This window comes from Nonomuraea sp. NPDC049309 (assembly GCF_043196965.1).
GTDB classification, from domain to species: Bacteria; Actinomycetota; Actinomycetes; order Streptosporangiales; family Streptosporangiaceae; genus Nonomuraea; species Nonomuraea fastidiosa.
Map to the genome: position 1 here is coordinate 399945 of NZ_JBICSH010000003.1, position 15394 is coordinate 415338.

Sequence of the window (15394 nt, forward strand, 5' to 3'; positions counted from 1 at the left end):
CGCCTGCGCAAGTGACGGAACATGCACTCAGCATCGCACACCGTGACGAACCCCCGCCCCCCGATTCCGCGAAACCGTCCCCGCGCTCACCGCCGTGTCCTGGGGCGCCCGTACGGGGGGTGTTCCGAGCGGGTCATCCCGCCCGCACCCACCGCCGCGCCCCGTCGCTCGTGTCTCGATGGCCGTGGGGGTGCTCTCTTCGAGGCCGCTCGCTTCGGTGGAGCCGGTGGTGGTCTCGGCGGTCAGGGGCGGCCGGTTCTACGGGTGTCCCCGAGGCGAGGTGTGCCCAAGAGACGGCGCCGGGGTCAGCGGCGGTCGTCGTAGCCCGGGTCGACGGTTTCCGGGGCGAGGCCGAGGAGTGAGGCGACCTGCTCGACGACGGTGTCGTGGACCATCGCGCCCAGCGTGTCGCGGTCGCGCGCCCGGGCCTCCAGGGGCCGCCGGTAGACCACGATGGACGCGGGCGAGTGGCCGGTGGCCGCGTCGGCACGGCCGAAGGGCACGGGGTCGGAGTCGAGCCCGGGCCCGTCGCCGAGCTCGCTCAGCGGGGGCACCTCCTCCACCGCGAACTCCACCGCCGACAGCTGCCGCTCCCACCGGGGCCGCAGCCGGTCGACGGCGTCGAGCACGAGGTCGTCGAAGCGCTCGCTGCGGGATTTGGCCATGGGAATGTGGGAGGGGGCGAGCGGGCCGCGGAGCCCGCGGCCGTGGCGATCGCGCCGTCTGGGACCGCGCTTGTGAGTCACGAGTGTCAGTGTACGGCGACGTCACGTGGTTGCCCGGAAGCGGTCACCGGATGTCCGAAAGGTGGGGCGCGAAGTGGCAGAAATGTGATCTTCCACGAAGATCGGAACGGTAGGATTGAGCGCGTGACCTCGCGGGGAAAGGCGGGAATGGAAGCGCGGTCCAAGGGACGGAGGTCTCGGGGCATGTGGGTGGAAACGCTGCGACAGGTGTCCGAATTGTGGCGACACGCTCGTTAAGAGCGCTCAGGTAGTGGCGCCTCGCACTCTTACCAGATACGGTCCCTCCGTGAGCCCCGTCCGCCGCTGTTCCCGCACCGCTTGCAGTCAGCCTGCCGTCTTCACGCTCACGTACGTATACGCCGACTCGACCGCTGTTCTCGGCCCCCTGGCGACGTACGCGGAGCCACACTGTTATGACCTGTGCGCCGAACACGCCGAGCGACTGACCGCCCCTCGCGGCTGGGAGGTGGTGCGGTTGCCCACCGACGGCGCCTCGCCCAGTTCCGACGATCTCGAAGCGCTGGCCAACGCGGTCAGGGAGGCCGCGCGCCCGTCGTCGTCCGGCAGCGGTGAGCCGGTCGGCCAGGGCGTCGAGGTCGGCCGCCGCGGGCACCTGCGCGTTCTGAGATCGGCCCAGCAGCACCGTGACCGGTAGGCTCCTTCTGTAAGGCGGAAACCGACCTAGGGCGGAGCTGAAGAGTGGGCGACCTCGCCAAGATCTTCAAAGCGTACGACGTTCGCGGGGTGGTGCCCGACGAGCTTGACGAGCCGGCCGCCGAAGCCATAGGGGCGGCCTTCGTCGAGGTCACCGGCGCCGAGTCGATCGTGGTCGCGCACGACATGCGCGAGTCGTCGCCCGTGCTCGCCGAGGCGTTCATCCGCGGCGCCCGCGCGCGCCGGGCCGACGTCGTGCACGCCGGCCTGGGCTCCACCGACCTGCTCTACTACGCCAGCGGCAGCCTTGGCCTGCCCGGCGTGATGTTCACCGCCAGCCACAACCCGGCCCGCTACAACGGCATGAAGATGTGCCGCGCCGGCGCGGTGCCGATCGGCGGCGACACCGGCCTGACGCGCATCCGCGACAGGGCGGCCGAGCTGCTGCGCGAGCAGGCCCCGGCGGGGACGCCGGCCGGTTCGGTGATCGAGAAGGACCTGCTCTCCGGCTACGCGCACCACCTGCGCACGCTCGTCGACCTGAGCGGCATCCGCCCGCTGAAGGTGGTCGTCGACGCGGGCAACGGCATGGGCGGCCACACGGTGCCCGCGGTCTTCGAGGGGCTGCCGATCGACCTGGTGCCGCTCTACTTCGAGCTCGACGGCACCTTCCCCAACCACGAGGCCAACCCGCTCGAGCCGCAGAACCTCGTCGATCTGCAGCGCGCCGTGGTCGAGACCGGCGCCGACATCGGGCTCGCCTTCGACGGCGACGCCGACCGGTGCTGGGTGATCGACGAGCGCGGTGAGTCGGTCTCGCCGTCGGCGATCACGGCTCTGGTGGCCGTACGCGAGCTGGCCAAGCACCCGGGCGCGACGATCATCCACAACCTCATCACGTCGAAGGGCGTGCCGGAGATCGTCGCCGAGCACGGCGGTGTGCCGGTGCGCACCAGGGTCGGCCACTCGTTCATCAAGGCGGAGATGGCCCGCACCGGGGCCGTGTTCGGCGGCGAGCACTCCGCCCACTACTACTTCAGGGACTTCTGGTTCGCCGACTCCGGCATGCTGGCGGCCATGCACGTGCTGGCGGCGCTGGGCGAGCAGGAGCGGGCGCTGTCCGAGGTGGCCGGCGCCTACTCCCGCTACCACGCGTCGGGCGAGGTCAACAGCACGGTGTCCGACCAGGCGGAGGCGCTGCGGCGGGTGCGCGCGGCGTTCGCGGGCCGGGGCGAGTTCGACGAGATCGACGGGCTGACCGTCACCGGATCCGGCTGGTGGTTCAATCTGCGTCCCTCCAACACCGAGCCGCTGCTCAGGCTGAACGCCGAGGCGGCCGACGAGAGCACAATGACGGCGATCAGGGACGAGGTCCTCGCCATCGTGGGAAAGGTGTCAGAGTGAAGATCGACGACTGGCTGCTGGAGATCCTGGCCTGCCCGGCGTGCAAGGCTCCGCTGCGGGCCGAGCAGGAGGCCGATGAGCTGGCCTGCACCGGCTGCGGCCTGATCTACCCCGTCCGAGACGACATCCCGGTTCTGCTCGTCGACGAGGCCAGGAAGCCGTGACCTGGGAGCCGGAGCGGCTCGACGACCAGGGACACCTCACCGAGGCCGACCCGGGCGCCATGCTTCCGGCGGTGGCCGCGTCGGCGGCCCACATACGCACCGGCCACCGCTGCGCGGTCGAGGCCGGCGTGGAGAGGCTGGCCGCCGACGGGCGCCCGCGGGCCATCGTGGTGGTGGGCATGGGCGTCGCCGGTCTGGCGGGCGACATCCTGGCGGCCGTCGTGGGCAACGGCGCCCCGCTGCCGATCGTGACCGTGCGCTCCTACCAGCTCCCCGGCTGGGTGGGGGCCACCGACCTGGTCATCGCCGTCTCCGGCTCCGGCGACACCGAGGAGACGCTGGCCCTGGCCGCGCAGGCCGTGCGCCGGGGCTGCTCGCTGCTCGCCGTCGGCCCGGCGGGCTCCCCGCTGGAGGCGATGGCGGTGCAGGCGTCGGGCGTCTTCGTGCCGGTGCCGGTCACCGGTCCCGCGCGGGCCGGCCTGTGGCTGCTGAGCGTCCCGCCGATCGTGGCGGCCGCCGCGCTGCGGCTGGTGCAGGCGGACGCCGATCTGTTCGAGCGGGTGGCGCGGCTGCTGGAGGACATCGCGCACCGCTGCCGGCCGTCGAGCGAGTCGTTCATCAACCCGGGCAAGTCGCTGGCGCTCGACCTGGCCGAGACCGTGCCGATGATCTGGGGGACGTCGCAGGTGTCGGCGGTGGCGGCGTACCGGCTGGCCTGCCAGCTCGCCGCGAGCGCCAAATACCCCGCGCTGCACGGCACGCTGCCGGAGGCGGGACACCACCAGGTGGCGGCGTTCGACGGGCCGCTGGCCGAGCGCGACATCTTCGCCGACACCTCCGGCCGTACGCTGCGGCTCGTCGTCCTGCGCGACACGGAGGAGCACCCGCAGGTGACGCGGCGGCGGGAGGCGGCGCTGCGGCTGGCGGCCGAGCGCGACGTGCCGGTGACCGAGCTGGCCGCCGAGGGCGTCCATCCGCTGGAGCGCATCGCCTCTCTCATGGCGCTCGGCGATTACGCGAGCACCTATCTGGCCTTGGGATACGGCGTGGATCCGGCCGCCGAGTCGGCGATTGCCGAGGTCATTGCGAGAATTTCCCCATAGGATCCTCTTTCGACGAGTTTGAAGTGATCTTATGAGTGGAGAAGATCGGTGAGCGCGAGCGGCGGAACGAAAGCAATCATCGCGGCCTTGTCCGCGAACCTGGCGATCGCCGTGTCCAAGTTCGTGGCCGCGGCCTTCACCGGCTCCTCATCGATGCTCGCCGAGGGCATCCACTCGGTCGCCGACTCGGGCAACCAGGTGCTGCTGCTGATCGGCGGCAAACGGGCGGCCAGGGCGAGCACGCGCGAGCATCCCTTCGGATACGGCCGCGAGCGCTATTTCTACGCGTTCGTGGTGGCCGTCGTGCTGTTCACGATCGGCGCGGCCTTTTCGATTTACGAGGGCGTTCACAAGATCGCCGATCCGCACGAGGTGGAGTCGCCGATCTGGGCGTTCGCGGTGCTGATTTTCGCGATCATCGCCGAGGGGCTCTCCTTCCGGACCGCGGTCAAGGAATCGCGCCCGCTGCGCGGCGACCAGTCGTGGTTCGCCTTCATCCGGCGTTCCAAGTCGCCCGAGCTGCCCGTCATCCTGCTGGAGGACCTGGGCGCGCTGCTCGGCCTGGTCTTCGCGCTGTTCGGCGTGACGATGGCCGTGCTGACCGGCAACGGCGTCTGGGACGGCGTCGGCACCCTGATGATCGGCATCCTGCTCGCCGTCATCGCGATCGTGCTGGCCATCGAGACCAAGTCGCTGCTCGTCGGCGAGGGCGCGTCCCCCGAGATGGAGGAGCAGATCCGGGCGGCGCTGGAGAGCGCGCCCGAGGTGGAGCGGATCATCCACATGCGGACCCTGCACCTCGGCCCCGAGGAGCTGCTGGTGGCCGCGAAGATCGCGGTCGAGCACAACGACACGGCGGCCGAAGTGGCGCGCGGCATCGACGAGGCCGAGCGGCGCATCCGCGAGAAGGTGCCGATCGCCCGGGTCATCTACCTGGAGCCCGACCTCGACCGCAGCCGCAGCACCAGCGCCTCGGCCGGCTGACCCGCGGCTCCGCGTTACGGCGAACCGTCCCGCGGCTCCCGGCCCACGGCCCGCGGCTCGGGCCCACGGCTCGGGCACACGGCCCGCGGCTCGGGCACACGGCTCCGGCCCACGGCTCCGGCTCCTGGCCCGCCGCTCCGGTCCGGCGGAACACTCAGAACAGCGGCGGTGACGCCCCTCGCAGGGGCGTCACCGTCTTGTGCGGCACCGTCCTGCCGGGCCGGTCCGCCGTCCCCGGCGGGCCGGGGCGGAGCCGCCTTTCGCGCCGATCAGCCACCCCGGCGGGGAGGGGGCGTCAGCCTCCCTGGCGGGGCTGGGGGAGTGGAAGACACGTCAGCCTCGGCAGCAGGGCCGGCAGGGGGAGGAGGAGGCCTCAGCCTTCCTGGCAGGGCCGGCAGGGGGAGGGGGCGTCAGGCTTCCTGGCGGGGCTGGGTGGGGCGGAGGAGGCGCAGGGCCTTCTCCTTCTCGAAGTCGAGGGCCCGGCGCGGCGCCGGGATGCGCCCGATGCGCACTCCGAGGTCGCGTACGGCCGCCGCCACCGCCGGCTCGCTCAGCACCCGCAGCGCGAACGCGAGCTCGGCCGGCGAGACGTCGAACCGCTTCTCCAGCTCCACCCCCTGGGCCACGGCGGCCAGCTCGTCGGGGCCGAACCGCCGGTGCGCCCCCTGCTCCCTGACGGGCGGCAGCAGGCCGAGTGCTTCCCGGTATCGGAGCATTCGCGGTGACATGCCGAGCCGCTTGGCCGCTTCCGTGATGCGCATTCTTACATTCTTACGTCAGATTCGACGCCCGTGAGGTGCGCCGGTGCGGTGGCGACGCCTAAACTCGTCGGCGACAACCATCCGTGACGCGAGGGGACATCCGATGGACTTCAAGGTCGCCGACCTTTCACTTGCCGAGTTCGGCCGGAAGGAGATCCGGCTCGCCGAGCACGAGATGCCCGGTCTGATGGCGGTACGTAAGGAGTACGCGGCCTCCCAGCCCCTTCGCGGCGCGAGGATCATGGGCTCGCTGCACATGACGGTCCAGACCGCCGTCCTCATCGAGACCCTGGTGGCCCTCGGCGCCGAGGTGCGCTGGGTGAGCTGCAACATCTTCTCCACGCAGGACCACGCCGCCGCCGCGGTGGTCGTGGGCCCCGACGGCACCCCTGACGACCCGAAGGGCGTGCCGGTGTTCGCGTGGAAGGGCGAGACGCTGCAGGAGTACTGGTGGTGCACCGAGCAGGCGCTCACCTGGCCCGACGGCGGCGCGCCCAACATGATCCTCGACGACGGCGGTGACGCCACGCTGCTGGTCCACAAGGGCGCCGAGTACGAAAAGGCCGGCGCCGTTCCCCCGGCGACCGCCGACGACCCGGAGGAGTGGCACGTCATCATCGACCTGCTCACCCGTACGGTCGGGCCCGAGAAGAAGTGGACGAAGATCGCCCAGAGCATCAAGGGCGTCACCGAGGAGACCACGACCGGTGTGCACCGTCTCTACGAGATGCACAAGAACGGCCAGCTCCTCTTCCCGGCCATCAACGTCAACGACTCGGTCACCAAGTCGAAGTTCGACAACAAGTACGGCTGCCGCCACTCCGTCATCGACGGCCTCAACCGCGCCACCGACGTGCTCATCGGCGGCAAGGTGGCCGTGGTCTGCGGCTACGGCGACGTCGGCAAGGGCTGCGCCGACGCGCTGCGCGGCCAGGGCGCCCGCGTCATCGTCACCGAGATCGACCCGATCTGCGCGCTTCAGGCCGCCATGGACGGCTTCCAGGTGACCACGCTCGACGAGGTCGTCGACATCGCCGACATCTTCGTCACCGCGACCGGCAACTTCAACATCATCACCGCCGAGCACATGTCGCGGATGAAGCACCAGGCGATCGTCTCCAACATCGGCCACTTCGACAACGAGATCGACATGGCCGGCCTGGCCAAGTGGCCCGGCGTCGAGAAGCGCAACATCAAGCCGCAGGTCGACGAGTGGGTCTTCCCCGACGGCCACTCGATCATCGTGCTCGCCGAGGGCCGCCTGATGAACCTGGGCTGCGCCACCGGCCACCCCAGCTTCGTGATGTCCAACTCGTTCACCAACCAGGTGATCGCGCAGATCGAGCTGTTCACCAAGACCGAGAACTACCCGGTCGGCGTCTACACGCTGCCCAAGCACCTCGACGAGAAGGTGGCCAGGCTGCACCTCGACGCGCTCGGCGTCAAGCTCACCACGCTGACCAAGGAGCAGGCCGCCTACATCGGCGTCCACGTCGAGGGCCCGTACAAGCCGGACCACTACCGCTACTGAGCACTGCCGCTCGCTGAGCTCCGGGAGGCCTTGCGCGCCTTCCGGAGCTCACCCATAAGCTCCCCGGCGCATCCGGGGTCTCCTGTTCTGTACGGCTTCTGTACGGCGGGGCCGAAGCCGCCCCGCACGCGGCGACGTCAAGGCTGGCGATGGATCTCAGTGAAAGCGGCGAGCGGCAGATCTCCTGGGCCGCTCGGTCGATGCCGGTGCTGACCGCGATCGGCGAGCGGTTCGCGCGCGAACGGCCGCTCGACGGGCTGAAGATCGCCGCCTGCCTCCACGTCACCGCCGAGACGGCCGTGCTGCTCGGCGCGCTCAAGGCGGGCGGCGCGGAGATCGCGCTGGCCGCCTCCAACCCGCTGTCCACGCAGGACGATGTGGCCGAGGCGCTGCTCTCGTACGGGATCGGCGTCTACGCCAAGGCCGGCGTGGACCGCGCGACCTACTACCGGCACATCCACGAGGCCCTCGACATCGCGCCCGACCTCGTACTCGACGACGGCTGCGACCTCGTCAACACCCTGCACACCGAGCGGCGCGACCTGCTCGACGGGGTGAGCGGCGGCTGCGAGGAGACCACGACGGGGATCATCAGGCTGCGCCAGATGGCGGCCGAGGACGCGCTGCGCTTCCCCGTGGTGGCCGTGAACGACACCCGCACCAAGCGGATGTTCGACAACCGGTACGGCACCGGGCAGTCCACGTTCGACGGCATCATGCGGGCCACCAACACGATGCTGGCGGGGCGCACGGTGGTGGTGGCCGGGTTCGGATACTGCGGGCGGGGCGTCGCCGAGCGGGCCAAGGGGCTCGGCGCGCGGGTGATCGTCACCGAGATCGACGCGGTGAAGGCGCTCGACGCGACCCTCCAGGGCTACGAGGTACGCCCGATGGCGCAGGCGGCGCCCGTGGGCGACCTGTTCATCACCGTGACCGGCAACCGCGACGTCATCAGGGCCGAGCACCTGTCGGCGATGAAGGACGGCGCGATCCTGGCCAACGCGGGTCACTTCGACGTCGAGATCGACGTGCGGGCGCTGGACGAGCTGGCCATCGACGTGCGCCGCGGCGTACGGCCCAACACCGACGAATACCTCATGCCCGACGGGCGGCGCCTGCTGCTGCTCGCCGAGGGCCGCCTGGTCAACCTGACCGCCGCCGAGGGGCATCCCGCGGCCGTCATGGACATGTCGTTCTCCGCGCAGGCGCTCGCGGTGGCCTGGCTGGCGGGCGAGCGGGCCGCGCTCCCGCCCGGCGTGTACGACGTGCCCGAAGAGATCGACCACGAGGTGGCCAGGCTCAAGCTGGCCGCCGCCGGCATCGGCATCGACCGCCTCACGCCCGATCAGGAGGACTACCTCCACAGCTGGCGCGTCGGCTCCTGACGCCCCGCGACAGCGCCTCCAGCCCCACCCGGCCCGCGCGGCCCCGCGCCCGGGTTCTCAGAACCCCGGCCCGCATGGCGGTGTGTCCGGGGGCTCAGGACGTCGGCCCGCTCGGCGGTGTGTCCGGGGGCTCAGGACGTCGGCCCGCTCGGCGGTGTGTCCGGGTTCTCAGGACGTCGGCCCGCTCGGCGGTGTGTCCGGGTTCTCAGGACGTCGGCCCGCATGGCGGTGTGTCCGGGTTCTCAGGACGTCGGCCCGCATGGCGGTGTGTCCGGGTTCTCAGGGCCCCGGGCGGCGTGGCCATGCGACCGAGCTCTCAAGACCCTGGCCCGAGCGGCCGTGTGCGCCCAGGGTCTCAGGACCCTGGCCCGCGCGCGCCGAGTGCCGGCGCCTCAGGGCCGCAGCCCGCGGCGCTACAGCTTCGCCTGTATCTGCTGCATACGGCGGATCTCCGCGGCCTGCGTGACGCTGACGTCACCGGCCAGCTCCTCGATCCTGATGTGCGAGCCGTCGGTCAGGACCTGCTTCGACATCTGGATCGCGCCGAGGTGGTGGTTGATCATGAGCTGCAGGAACATCCGGTCGAAGTCCTCGCCCTTGGCCGCCTTCAGCGCCTCCAGCTGCTCGGGTGTCGCCATCCCCGGCATGCCCTCGTGGGCCGCGTGATGGTCGGGCACCTTCTGGTCCTGCTCCCGCAGCCACCTGCTCATGAACTGGATCTCGGGCTCCTGCGTGGCCTTGATGCGGTCGGCGAGCGCCTTGACCTGGTCCGACGCTGCGCGGCCCGGCGCGAGCAGGGCCATGTCCACGGCCTGGCGGTGGTGGACGATCATGTTCTGGACGTACGTCACGTCCGCCGCGTTGGGGGTGGCGGACGGCACGGCGGTGGCGGCCTCGTCCGGCGAGAGCGTCCTGGCCTGCTCTCCGGGGCGTCCCGGGGCGATGACGGGCGCCGTCGAGTCGGCTCTGGGGGCCTGCGGCGGGGAGCCGGATGTGCACCCGGTGAGGGCGACGATCAGGCCCACGATGACGAGCGCGACGCGCACTCACCCTCCTGACTGACTTAGTTTAGATTGCGAACTATAGGGGAAAAGTCGGGAATTGAGAAGAGGACGAAGCGCAATAAGATTTGACATCTTGGACGCTGGTCAGGGACGCGAAGAAAGGCGAGGATTGCGTAGATTTATGCTCCCTTTATGGAGGTTCCTTCGTGTCCCCCCTCCGCAGAGCCCTCGTCCTCCGCACCGCGCCGGCCGCGCAGGCCCGGGCGGCGCGCGTCCCGGCTCCGGGGGCCGACCGCGTCACGATGGACCGGCTGAACGCTCAGGTGGCCACGTTTCACGCCGAGCGGGGGCACGACCACGGCTTTTGACCCCGGATACGCGGCGGGGCATCCGGCGAGGCCCCCGCCGACTTCCCGTTCTTTCCAGCGACCCGGCAAGAAACCCTGTCAAGGAGGCTCCCGAGTGTCCCTATCGCGCCGTTCCATCGTGGTGGCGGCGGCGGCCACGGTCTTAGCGCTGGCGGGCATGCCCGCTGCGTCGGCGGACATCCCGCCCGCCGACACCGTGGTGCACAGCCCCAACGTGACCCACGTCCTCAACATCCCGAAGCCGGATCCGATCGCCGACACCATCAACACCGACATCGCGTTCCAGGACGGCTACGCCTATGTCGGCAACTACGGCGGTTTCTCCATCTACGACATCAGAAAGCCGGAGAAGGCGAAGGTCGTCAGCTCCGTCGTCTGCCCCGGCTCCCAGATGGACGTCAGCGTCTACGGCAACCTGCTGTTCGCCGCCGTCGACTCCTCGCGCAGCGACGACTCCTGCAACAGCGAGTCGCAGAGCGCGACGATCAAGGAGTCGTGGGAGGGCGTCCGCATCTTCGACATCTCCGACAAGACCAACCCTAAGTACATCAAGGCCGTCGAGACGAACTGCGGTTCGCACACGCTGACCCTGGTGCCGGGCAAGGGCCCCGACAAGAACAAGAACGTCTACATCTACGTCTCGTCGTACCAGCCGGCGGACAACTTCCCCGACTGCCCGCCGCCGCACGACAAGATCTCGATCATCAAGGTGCCGCTGCGCAACCCGGCCGCCGCCGAGGTCGCCGCCACGCCCGTCGTCTTCCCCGACGGCGGCAACGAGACGCAGCCCGGCCTGCTGCTGCCCACCAGCGGTTGCCACGACATCACCGCCTACGCCGAGAAGGACATCGCGGCCGGCGCCTGCATGGGTGACGGTGTGCTGTTCGACATCAAGGACCGGCTCAACCCGAAGGTCATCGCCAGGGTCACCGACCCGAACTTCGCGTTCTGGCACTCGGCCACGTTCAGCAACGACGCCAAGAAGGTCGTCTTCACCGACGAGCTGGGCGGCGGCGGTGCGGCCACCTGCAACGAGGCCACCGGGCCGAACCGCGGCGCGGACGCCATCTACGAGATCGTCCACGGCAAGCTCGTGTTCAAGAGCTACTTCAAGATCTCCCGCTACCAGGACGACAGCGAGAACTGCGTCGCGCACAACGGCTCGCTCATCCCCGTCAAGGGCCGCGACATCATGGTCCAGGCGTGGTACATGGGCGGCCTGTCGATCTGGGACTTCACCGACTCCACGCGGCCCAGGGAGATCGGCTACTTCGAGCGCGGGCCGCGCTCGGACGGCAACGGCGGCGGCATCTGGTCCGCCTACTACTACAACGGTTACATCTACGGTGCCGACTTCCACGAGGGACTCGACATCGTCAAGATCGACGACCGCCTCACCGACAGCGCCAAGCACGTCCACACCAACCGGTTGAACGTGCAGACGCAGGAGTCGTACCGGGGCGGCGGGCCGGGTCACGGCTGGTGACGGGACTGAACCGCCCCCGGCCTGAAACCCTGCCCTGACGATCCTGATGGTCGGGCCCTGATGGTCGGGCCCTGATGGTCGGGCCTTGATGAACGGGCCCTGATGAACGGGCTCTGAGAGCGCTGCTCATCGGCGGGCTCGCCGACCGCGCTCACTGAGGTGGCGCGAACCCGCCCGGAGCCGCCTGAGGCGGCTCCGGGTCGGGGGCGGGCCCCGCTGGCGGCATCGGCCCCTGCTGCCCAGCCCCCTGCCGTGCAGACCCGGGTGCAGGCTCCCCCTGCCCAGCTCCCTGTACGGGTCCCTGCTGCGCAGCCCTCTGCTGTGCGGGCCCCTGCTGTACGGGCCCCTGCTGTACGGGCCCCTGCTGTGCGGGCCCCTGCTGTGCGGGCGGCGCGTACGGCGCCCCGGCCGGGGCCGGCCCCGCGGCCGGAGGAGCGTACGGCGGCGCACCAGGACCGGAAGCCGGAGGGCCGTACGGTGAGGCGGCCTCACCGGGGGCCTGAGCGGCGTACGGCGGCGCGGCCTGACCGGGCACCGGGGGTGCGTAGGGCTGCTGCGGCTGGGCGAGCCCCATGCGCTGCGCGAAACGTTCCTGGTCCCGCCGATGGCGCTCGGCCAGGACGGCGCTCAGGTACGCGTGCGGCGGCACCCCCGCCGGAGCGGCGGGCGAGACGAAGGCCGCGACCTGGGTGGCGATCCGCACCCCCATCTCGTGCTGGACCTGCGGCGACAGGTCGTGCCATCGCGTGAGGTACTGCCTGGCGGTCTGCGCCACCTCTTCGGGGAGCTGGGAGAGCTCCAGCGTGGCCGCCCAGCTCGCGAGCTGCGGCGGCATCCAGATCGGCTGGGCCCGGTCGCGCGGCGCCCGCTCGGAGATCACGATGGTGCCCGCGAAGATGTCGCCGAGCCGCTTGCCCTTCTGCGAGATCAGCGACGAGATCAGCGCCGGAGCACCCGACAGCATCCAGAACTCCAGCACTCCCGCAAGGCCGCGGAACAGCGCCTGGCGGAACCGCTCCGGGCTGCCGTCGTCGCCGACGACCCGCAGGCCGAGCGCGAGCTTGCCGAGGCTGCGGCCTCTGGTGAGCGACTCGAAGATCACCGGATAGCCGACGAGCACCAGCACCACCAGGACGATCACGATGGCGCTGAAGGCCGCGAGGTCGGTCATGTCGCCCACCATGCTCAGAAGGACGTTGGCGCCGATGAGCAGGAAGATCTGTACGACCGCGTCGATGAGGAGCGCCAGGGCGCGCGAGGGCATCTGGGCCACGCGTACTTCGACGACGACGGCGTCTCCGGTCACAACCTCGGACATACGTGGAGCCTAACGGCTCGGATGCGGTGATCGAGCGGCCAGAATGGTCACGTGGACATCGATGCGTTCGTCACGGCACACCGTCCGGTCTGGGACCGGCTCGACCACCTGGTCACGCACCGCTCCTCGCTGACCGGCACCGAGATCGACGAGCTGGTCGAGCTCTACCAGCGGGTGGCCACGCATCTGTCCATCGTGCGCTCGTCGTCCTCCGACGCGCTGCTGATCGGGCGGCTGTCGGCGCTGGTGGCCAGGGCCAGGTCCGCGGTGACCGGGGCGCACACGCCGGCCTGGCGGGAGCTGACCCGGTTCGTCACGGTCTCGTTCCCCGTCGTGGCCTACCGGGCGCGCTGGTGGTGGCTGGCGAGCACGGTCGCGTTCCTGGCCGTCTCGTGGGTGATCGCCGCGTGGGTGGCGGCCAACCCCGCGGTGCAGGCCACGATCGGCAGCCCCGACGAGATCGCCCGGCTCGTCAACGAGGACTTCGCCGACTACTACTCCGAGCACCCCGCCGCCTCCTTCGCGAGCCGGGTGTGGACCAACAACGCGTGGATCGCCGCCCAGACGATCGCGTACGCGGTGCTGCTCGGCCTGCCCATCCCGTACGTGCTCTACGTCAACGCCGAGAACGTCGCCGTCTCCGCGGGCCTCATGGCCTCCCGCGACAAGCTGGACATCTTCTTCGGCCTGATCCTGCCGCACGGCCTGCTGGAGCTGACCGCGGTCTTCCTGGCCGCGGCCGTGGGCATGCGCCTCGGCTGGACGGTCATCGACCCGGGCCCGCGCCGCCGGCTGGACGCGCTGGCCGAGCAGGGCAGGGCCGTGATGAGCGTGGCGCTGGGGCTGGTCGTGGTGCTGTTCGTGTCGGGGCTGATCGAGGCGTTCGTCACGCCGTCGGGGCTGCCCACCTGGGCGCGGATCGGCATCGGGGCGCTGGCCGAGGTGGCGTTCCTCGCGTACGTGATCGGATTCGGCCGCCGCGCCGAGCGCCTCGGCGAGTCCGGCGACATCGAGCGCGCCCCCGACGTCGCCCCCACCGCTTAGACCCGTCAGAGCCGGACCCCGTCAGAGCCGGACCCCGTCAGAGACGGCCCGCGGCCTTCAGCGCCAGGTACGCGTCCGCCAGCGCGGGCGCGATGTCGTCCGGCGGCGCGTCCACGACCTCGACGCCGTGCCTGCGCAGCCGGGCCGTGATGCGCCTGCGGCCGAGCCGCGCCTGTTCGGCGGCCGCCGCGTCGTAGACCTCCTCGGCGGTCTCGCGGCGCCCGGCCATGGCCGTCACGCTCGGGTCGGACACGCCGGCGACCAGCACCAGATGCCGGGAGGCGAGCTGCGGCAGCACCGGCATGAGCCCTTCGTCCATGGCCGCCGGGTTGAGGTCGGTCAGCAGCACGACCAGGCAGCGCCGCTTGGCGCGGGCGAGCACGGTGGCGACCATGCCCTGCGCGTCGGCCTCGACCAGCTCGGCCTCAATGGGCGCCATCGCGTTGACCAGCGACGGCAGCAGTTCGGTGCGGGACGCGCCGCTCACCCAGGCGCGTACGGCGCGGTCGTAGGCGAGGAAGTCGACCCGGTCGCCGGCCCTGGCGGCGAGCGCGGCGAGCAGCAGCGCGGCGTCCATCGACCAGTCGAGGCGCGGCCAGCCGGCCGCCGGTCGCGCGTCGCTGGCCGCCGGCCCTCCGCCGCCCGGCTGCTCGCCGGCCAGCGGTATGGGAGCGGTGCCCACCCGGCCCGCCGAGGTGCGGCCGGTGTCGAGCACGATCAGCACGCGGCGGTCGCGCTCGGGCCGCCAGGTGCGCACGACGACGTCGTGGCGGCGCGCGGTGGCCCGCCAGTCGATGGAGCGCACGTCGTCGCCCACGACGTACTCGCGCAGGGAGTCGAACTCGGTGCCCTGGCCGCGTACCAGGGCGGGATGCCGGCCTTCCAGCTCGCGCAGCCGGGACAGCCTGGCCGGCAGGTGCTTGCGCGACAGGAACGGCGGCAGCACGCGCACCGTCCAGGGGGAGCGGTGACCGCCCTGGCGGGCGGCCAGCCCCAGCGGCCCGACCGAGCGCACGGTCACCGCCACCGACGAGCGGTCGCCGCGCCTGGTGGGGGAGAGCGTGACGGTGACCTTGCGCCGCTCTCCGGCCGGCACGTCGATGGGGATCGTCCTGGGCGCCGCGCCCGCGGACGGCGGCCAGGCGTCCCTGAGCACGCCGCGCACGCGGCGTCCGCCCGGGTTCTCCACCACCAGCTCCACGGTGCCCCGCTGGCCGAGCCGCAGCAGCGTGTCACCCGAGCGGTGGAAGCGCAGCGGGCGCACGGCCCCCGCGAACGTCAGATCCACCACGATGCCGGCGGCCAGCAGCAGGCACACCCCGGCCAGCGCGGCCCCCGGCTGCGGCGCGAACAGCACCACCACGATCCCGATCGCCGCGAGCAGCCCGGCACGTCCGGTCAGCGCCATCGGCACCCCCGCCCTGCGCGTGCGGTGCCCGCCA

General features: G+C 71.2%; 14 protein-coding genes. 9 read left to right on the forward strand and 5 right to left on the reverse strand.

Going from position 1 to position 15394, the window contains the following annotated elements; translation table 11 throughout:
- Window positions 1-305 precede the first annotated feature (305 nt).
- Entirely contained in the window at window positions 306-665 is a 360-nt protein-coding gene (locus ACGFIM_RS22565) for a metallopeptidase family protein (protein WP_364060146.1), read from the reverse strand.
- 367 nt (window positions 666-1032) lie between these two features.
- On the opposite strand from ACGFIM_RS22565, the gene ACGFIM_RS22570 reads away from it, so the two are divergent.
- From ACGFIM_RS22570 to ACGFIM_RS22590, 5 genes are read left to right on the forward strand one after another with little or no spacing between them, the layout of a single operon-like run.
- Window positions 1033-1401 carry a DUF3499 domain-containing protein gene (locus ACGFIM_RS22570; protein WP_393203204.1) on the forward strand — a complete coding sequence of 123 codons (369 nt, stop codon included), beginning with the start codon at window positions 1033-1035 and terminating at the stop codon, window positions 1399-1401.
- A 44-nt stretch (window positions 1402-1445) separates the two neighbouring features.
- Entirely contained in the window at window positions 1446-2804 is a 1359-nt protein-coding gene (locus ACGFIM_RS22575; protein WP_393203206.1) for a phosphomannomutase/phosphoglucomutase, read from the forward strand.
- Window positions 2801-2968 (forward strand): Trm112 family protein, encoded by a 168-nt coding sequence (locus tag ACGFIM_RS22580; protein ID WP_364060155.1) that lies wholly within the window; start codon window positions 2801-2803, stop codon window positions 2966-2968. Before ACGFIM_RS22575 ends, ACGFIM_RS22580 begins: the two co-directional genes overlap by 4 nt.
- Window positions 2965-4071: an SIS domain-containing protein gene (locus ACGFIM_RS22585; RefSeq protein ID WP_393203208.1), complete on the forward strand. Its 1107-nt coding sequence runs from the start codon at window positions 2965-2967 to the stop codon at window positions 4069-4071. The genes ACGFIM_RS22580 and ACGFIM_RS22585 overlap by 4 nt, the downstream gene beginning before the upstream one ends.
- Window positions 4072-4119: 48 nt before the next feature.
- Complete coding sequence (locus ACGFIM_RS22590; RefSeq protein ID WP_393203210.1) at window positions 4120-5055, forward strand: cation diffusion facilitator family transporter; 936 nt, start codon at window positions 4120-4122, stop codon at window positions 5053-5055.
- A gap of 410 nt (window positions 5056-5465) precedes the next feature.
- Here ACGFIM_RS22590 and ACGFIM_RS22595 read toward each other — a convergent pair whose 3' ends face one another.
- Complete coding sequence (locus ACGFIM_RS22595) at window positions 5466-5816, reverse strand: MerR family DNA-binding transcriptional regulator (protein WP_393203212.1); 351 nt, start codon at window positions 5814-5816, stop codon at window positions 5466-5468.
- A 103-nt stretch (window positions 5817-5919) separates the two neighbouring features.
- Here ACGFIM_RS22595 and ahcY point away from each other — a divergent pair, with 103 nt between their 5' ends.
- Both ahcY and ACGFIM_RS22605 read left to right on the forward strand, forming a co-directional pair.
- Window positions 5920-7347: an adenosylhomocysteinase gene (gene ahcY / locus ACGFIM_RS22600; protein WP_393203214.1), complete on the forward strand. Its 1428-nt coding sequence runs from the start codon at window positions 5920-5922 to the stop codon at window positions 7345-7347.
- 149 nt (window positions 7348-7496) lie between these two features.
- Complete coding sequence (locus ACGFIM_RS22605; protein WP_393203216.1) at window positions 7497-8732, forward strand: adenosylhomocysteinase; 1236 nt, start codon at window positions 7497-7499, stop codon at window positions 8730-8732.
- Between the two features lie 413 nt (window positions 8733-9145).
- Here ACGFIM_RS22605 and ACGFIM_RS22610 read toward each other — a convergent pair whose 3' ends face one another.
- On the reverse strand, window positions 9146-9778 hold the full coding sequence (locus ACGFIM_RS22610) for a DUF305 domain-containing protein (protein WP_393203218.1): 633 nt from the start codon (window positions 9776-9778) through the stop codon (window positions 9146-9148).
- Window positions 9779-10198: 420 nt separating this feature from the next.
- On the opposite strand from ACGFIM_RS22610, the gene ACGFIM_RS22615 reads away from it, so the two are divergent.
- Window positions 10199-11590, forward strand: a complete 1392-nt coding sequence (locus ACGFIM_RS22615; RefSeq protein ID WP_393203220.1) for an LVIVD repeat-containing protein — start codon at window positions 10199-10201, stop codon at window positions 11588-11590.
- 151 nt (window positions 11591-11741) lie between these two features.
- Here ACGFIM_RS22615 and ACGFIM_RS22620 read toward each other — a convergent pair whose 3' ends face one another.
- The gene (locus ACGFIM_RS22620; RefSeq protein WP_393203222.1) at window positions 11742-12908 is read right to left on the reverse strand and encodes an RDD family protein; all 1167 of its coding nucleotides are present in this window, start codon (window positions 12906-12908) and stop codon (window positions 11742-11744) included.
- Between the two features lie 51 nt (window positions 12909-12959).
- Between ACGFIM_RS22620 and ACGFIM_RS22625 the strand changes: the two genes are divergently transcribed.
- Window positions 12960-13952 carry a stage II sporulation protein M gene (locus tag ACGFIM_RS22625; RefSeq protein ID WP_393203224.1) on the forward strand — a complete coding sequence of 331 codons (993 nt, stop codon included), beginning with the start codon at window positions 12960-12962 and terminating at the stop codon, window positions 13950-13952.
- A gap of 37 nt (window positions 13953-13989) precedes the next feature.
- Here the strand turns inward: ACGFIM_RS22625 and ACGFIM_RS22630 are convergent, their stop codons facing one another.
- Window positions 13990-15360: a DUF58 domain-containing protein gene (locus ACGFIM_RS22630; protein ID WP_393203226.1), complete on the reverse strand. Its 1371-nt coding sequence runs from the start codon at window positions 15358-15360 to the stop codon at window positions 13990-13992.
- Between the last annotated feature and the right edge of the window lie 34 nt (window positions 15361-15394).

Coding starts and splice junctions, on each gene's coding strand:
- ACGFIM_RS22565 (WP_364060146.1), bottom strand. CDS start 665: ATGGCCAAATCCCGCAGCGAGCGCTTCGACGACCTCGTGCTCGACGCC.
- ACGFIM_RS22595 (WP_393203212.1), bottom strand. CDS start 5,816: ATGCGCATCACGGAAGCGGCCAAGCGGCTCGGCATGTCACCGCGAATG.
- ahcY (WP_393203214.1), top strand. CDS start 5,920: ATGGACTTCAAGGTCGCCGACCTTTCACTTGCCGAGTTCGGCCGGAAG.
- ACGFIM_RS22605 (WP_393203216.1), top strand. CDS start 7,497: ATGGATCTCAGTGAAAGCGGCGAGCGGCAGATCTCCTGGGCCGCTCGG.
- ACGFIM_RS22620 (WP_393203222.1), bottom strand. CDS start 12,908: ATGTCCGAGGTTGTGACCGGAGACGCCGTCGTCGTCGAAGTACGCGTG.
- ACGFIM_RS22630 (WP_393203226.1), bottom strand. CDS start 15,360: ATGGCGCTGACCGGACGTGCCGGGCTGCTCGCGGCGATCGGGATCGTG.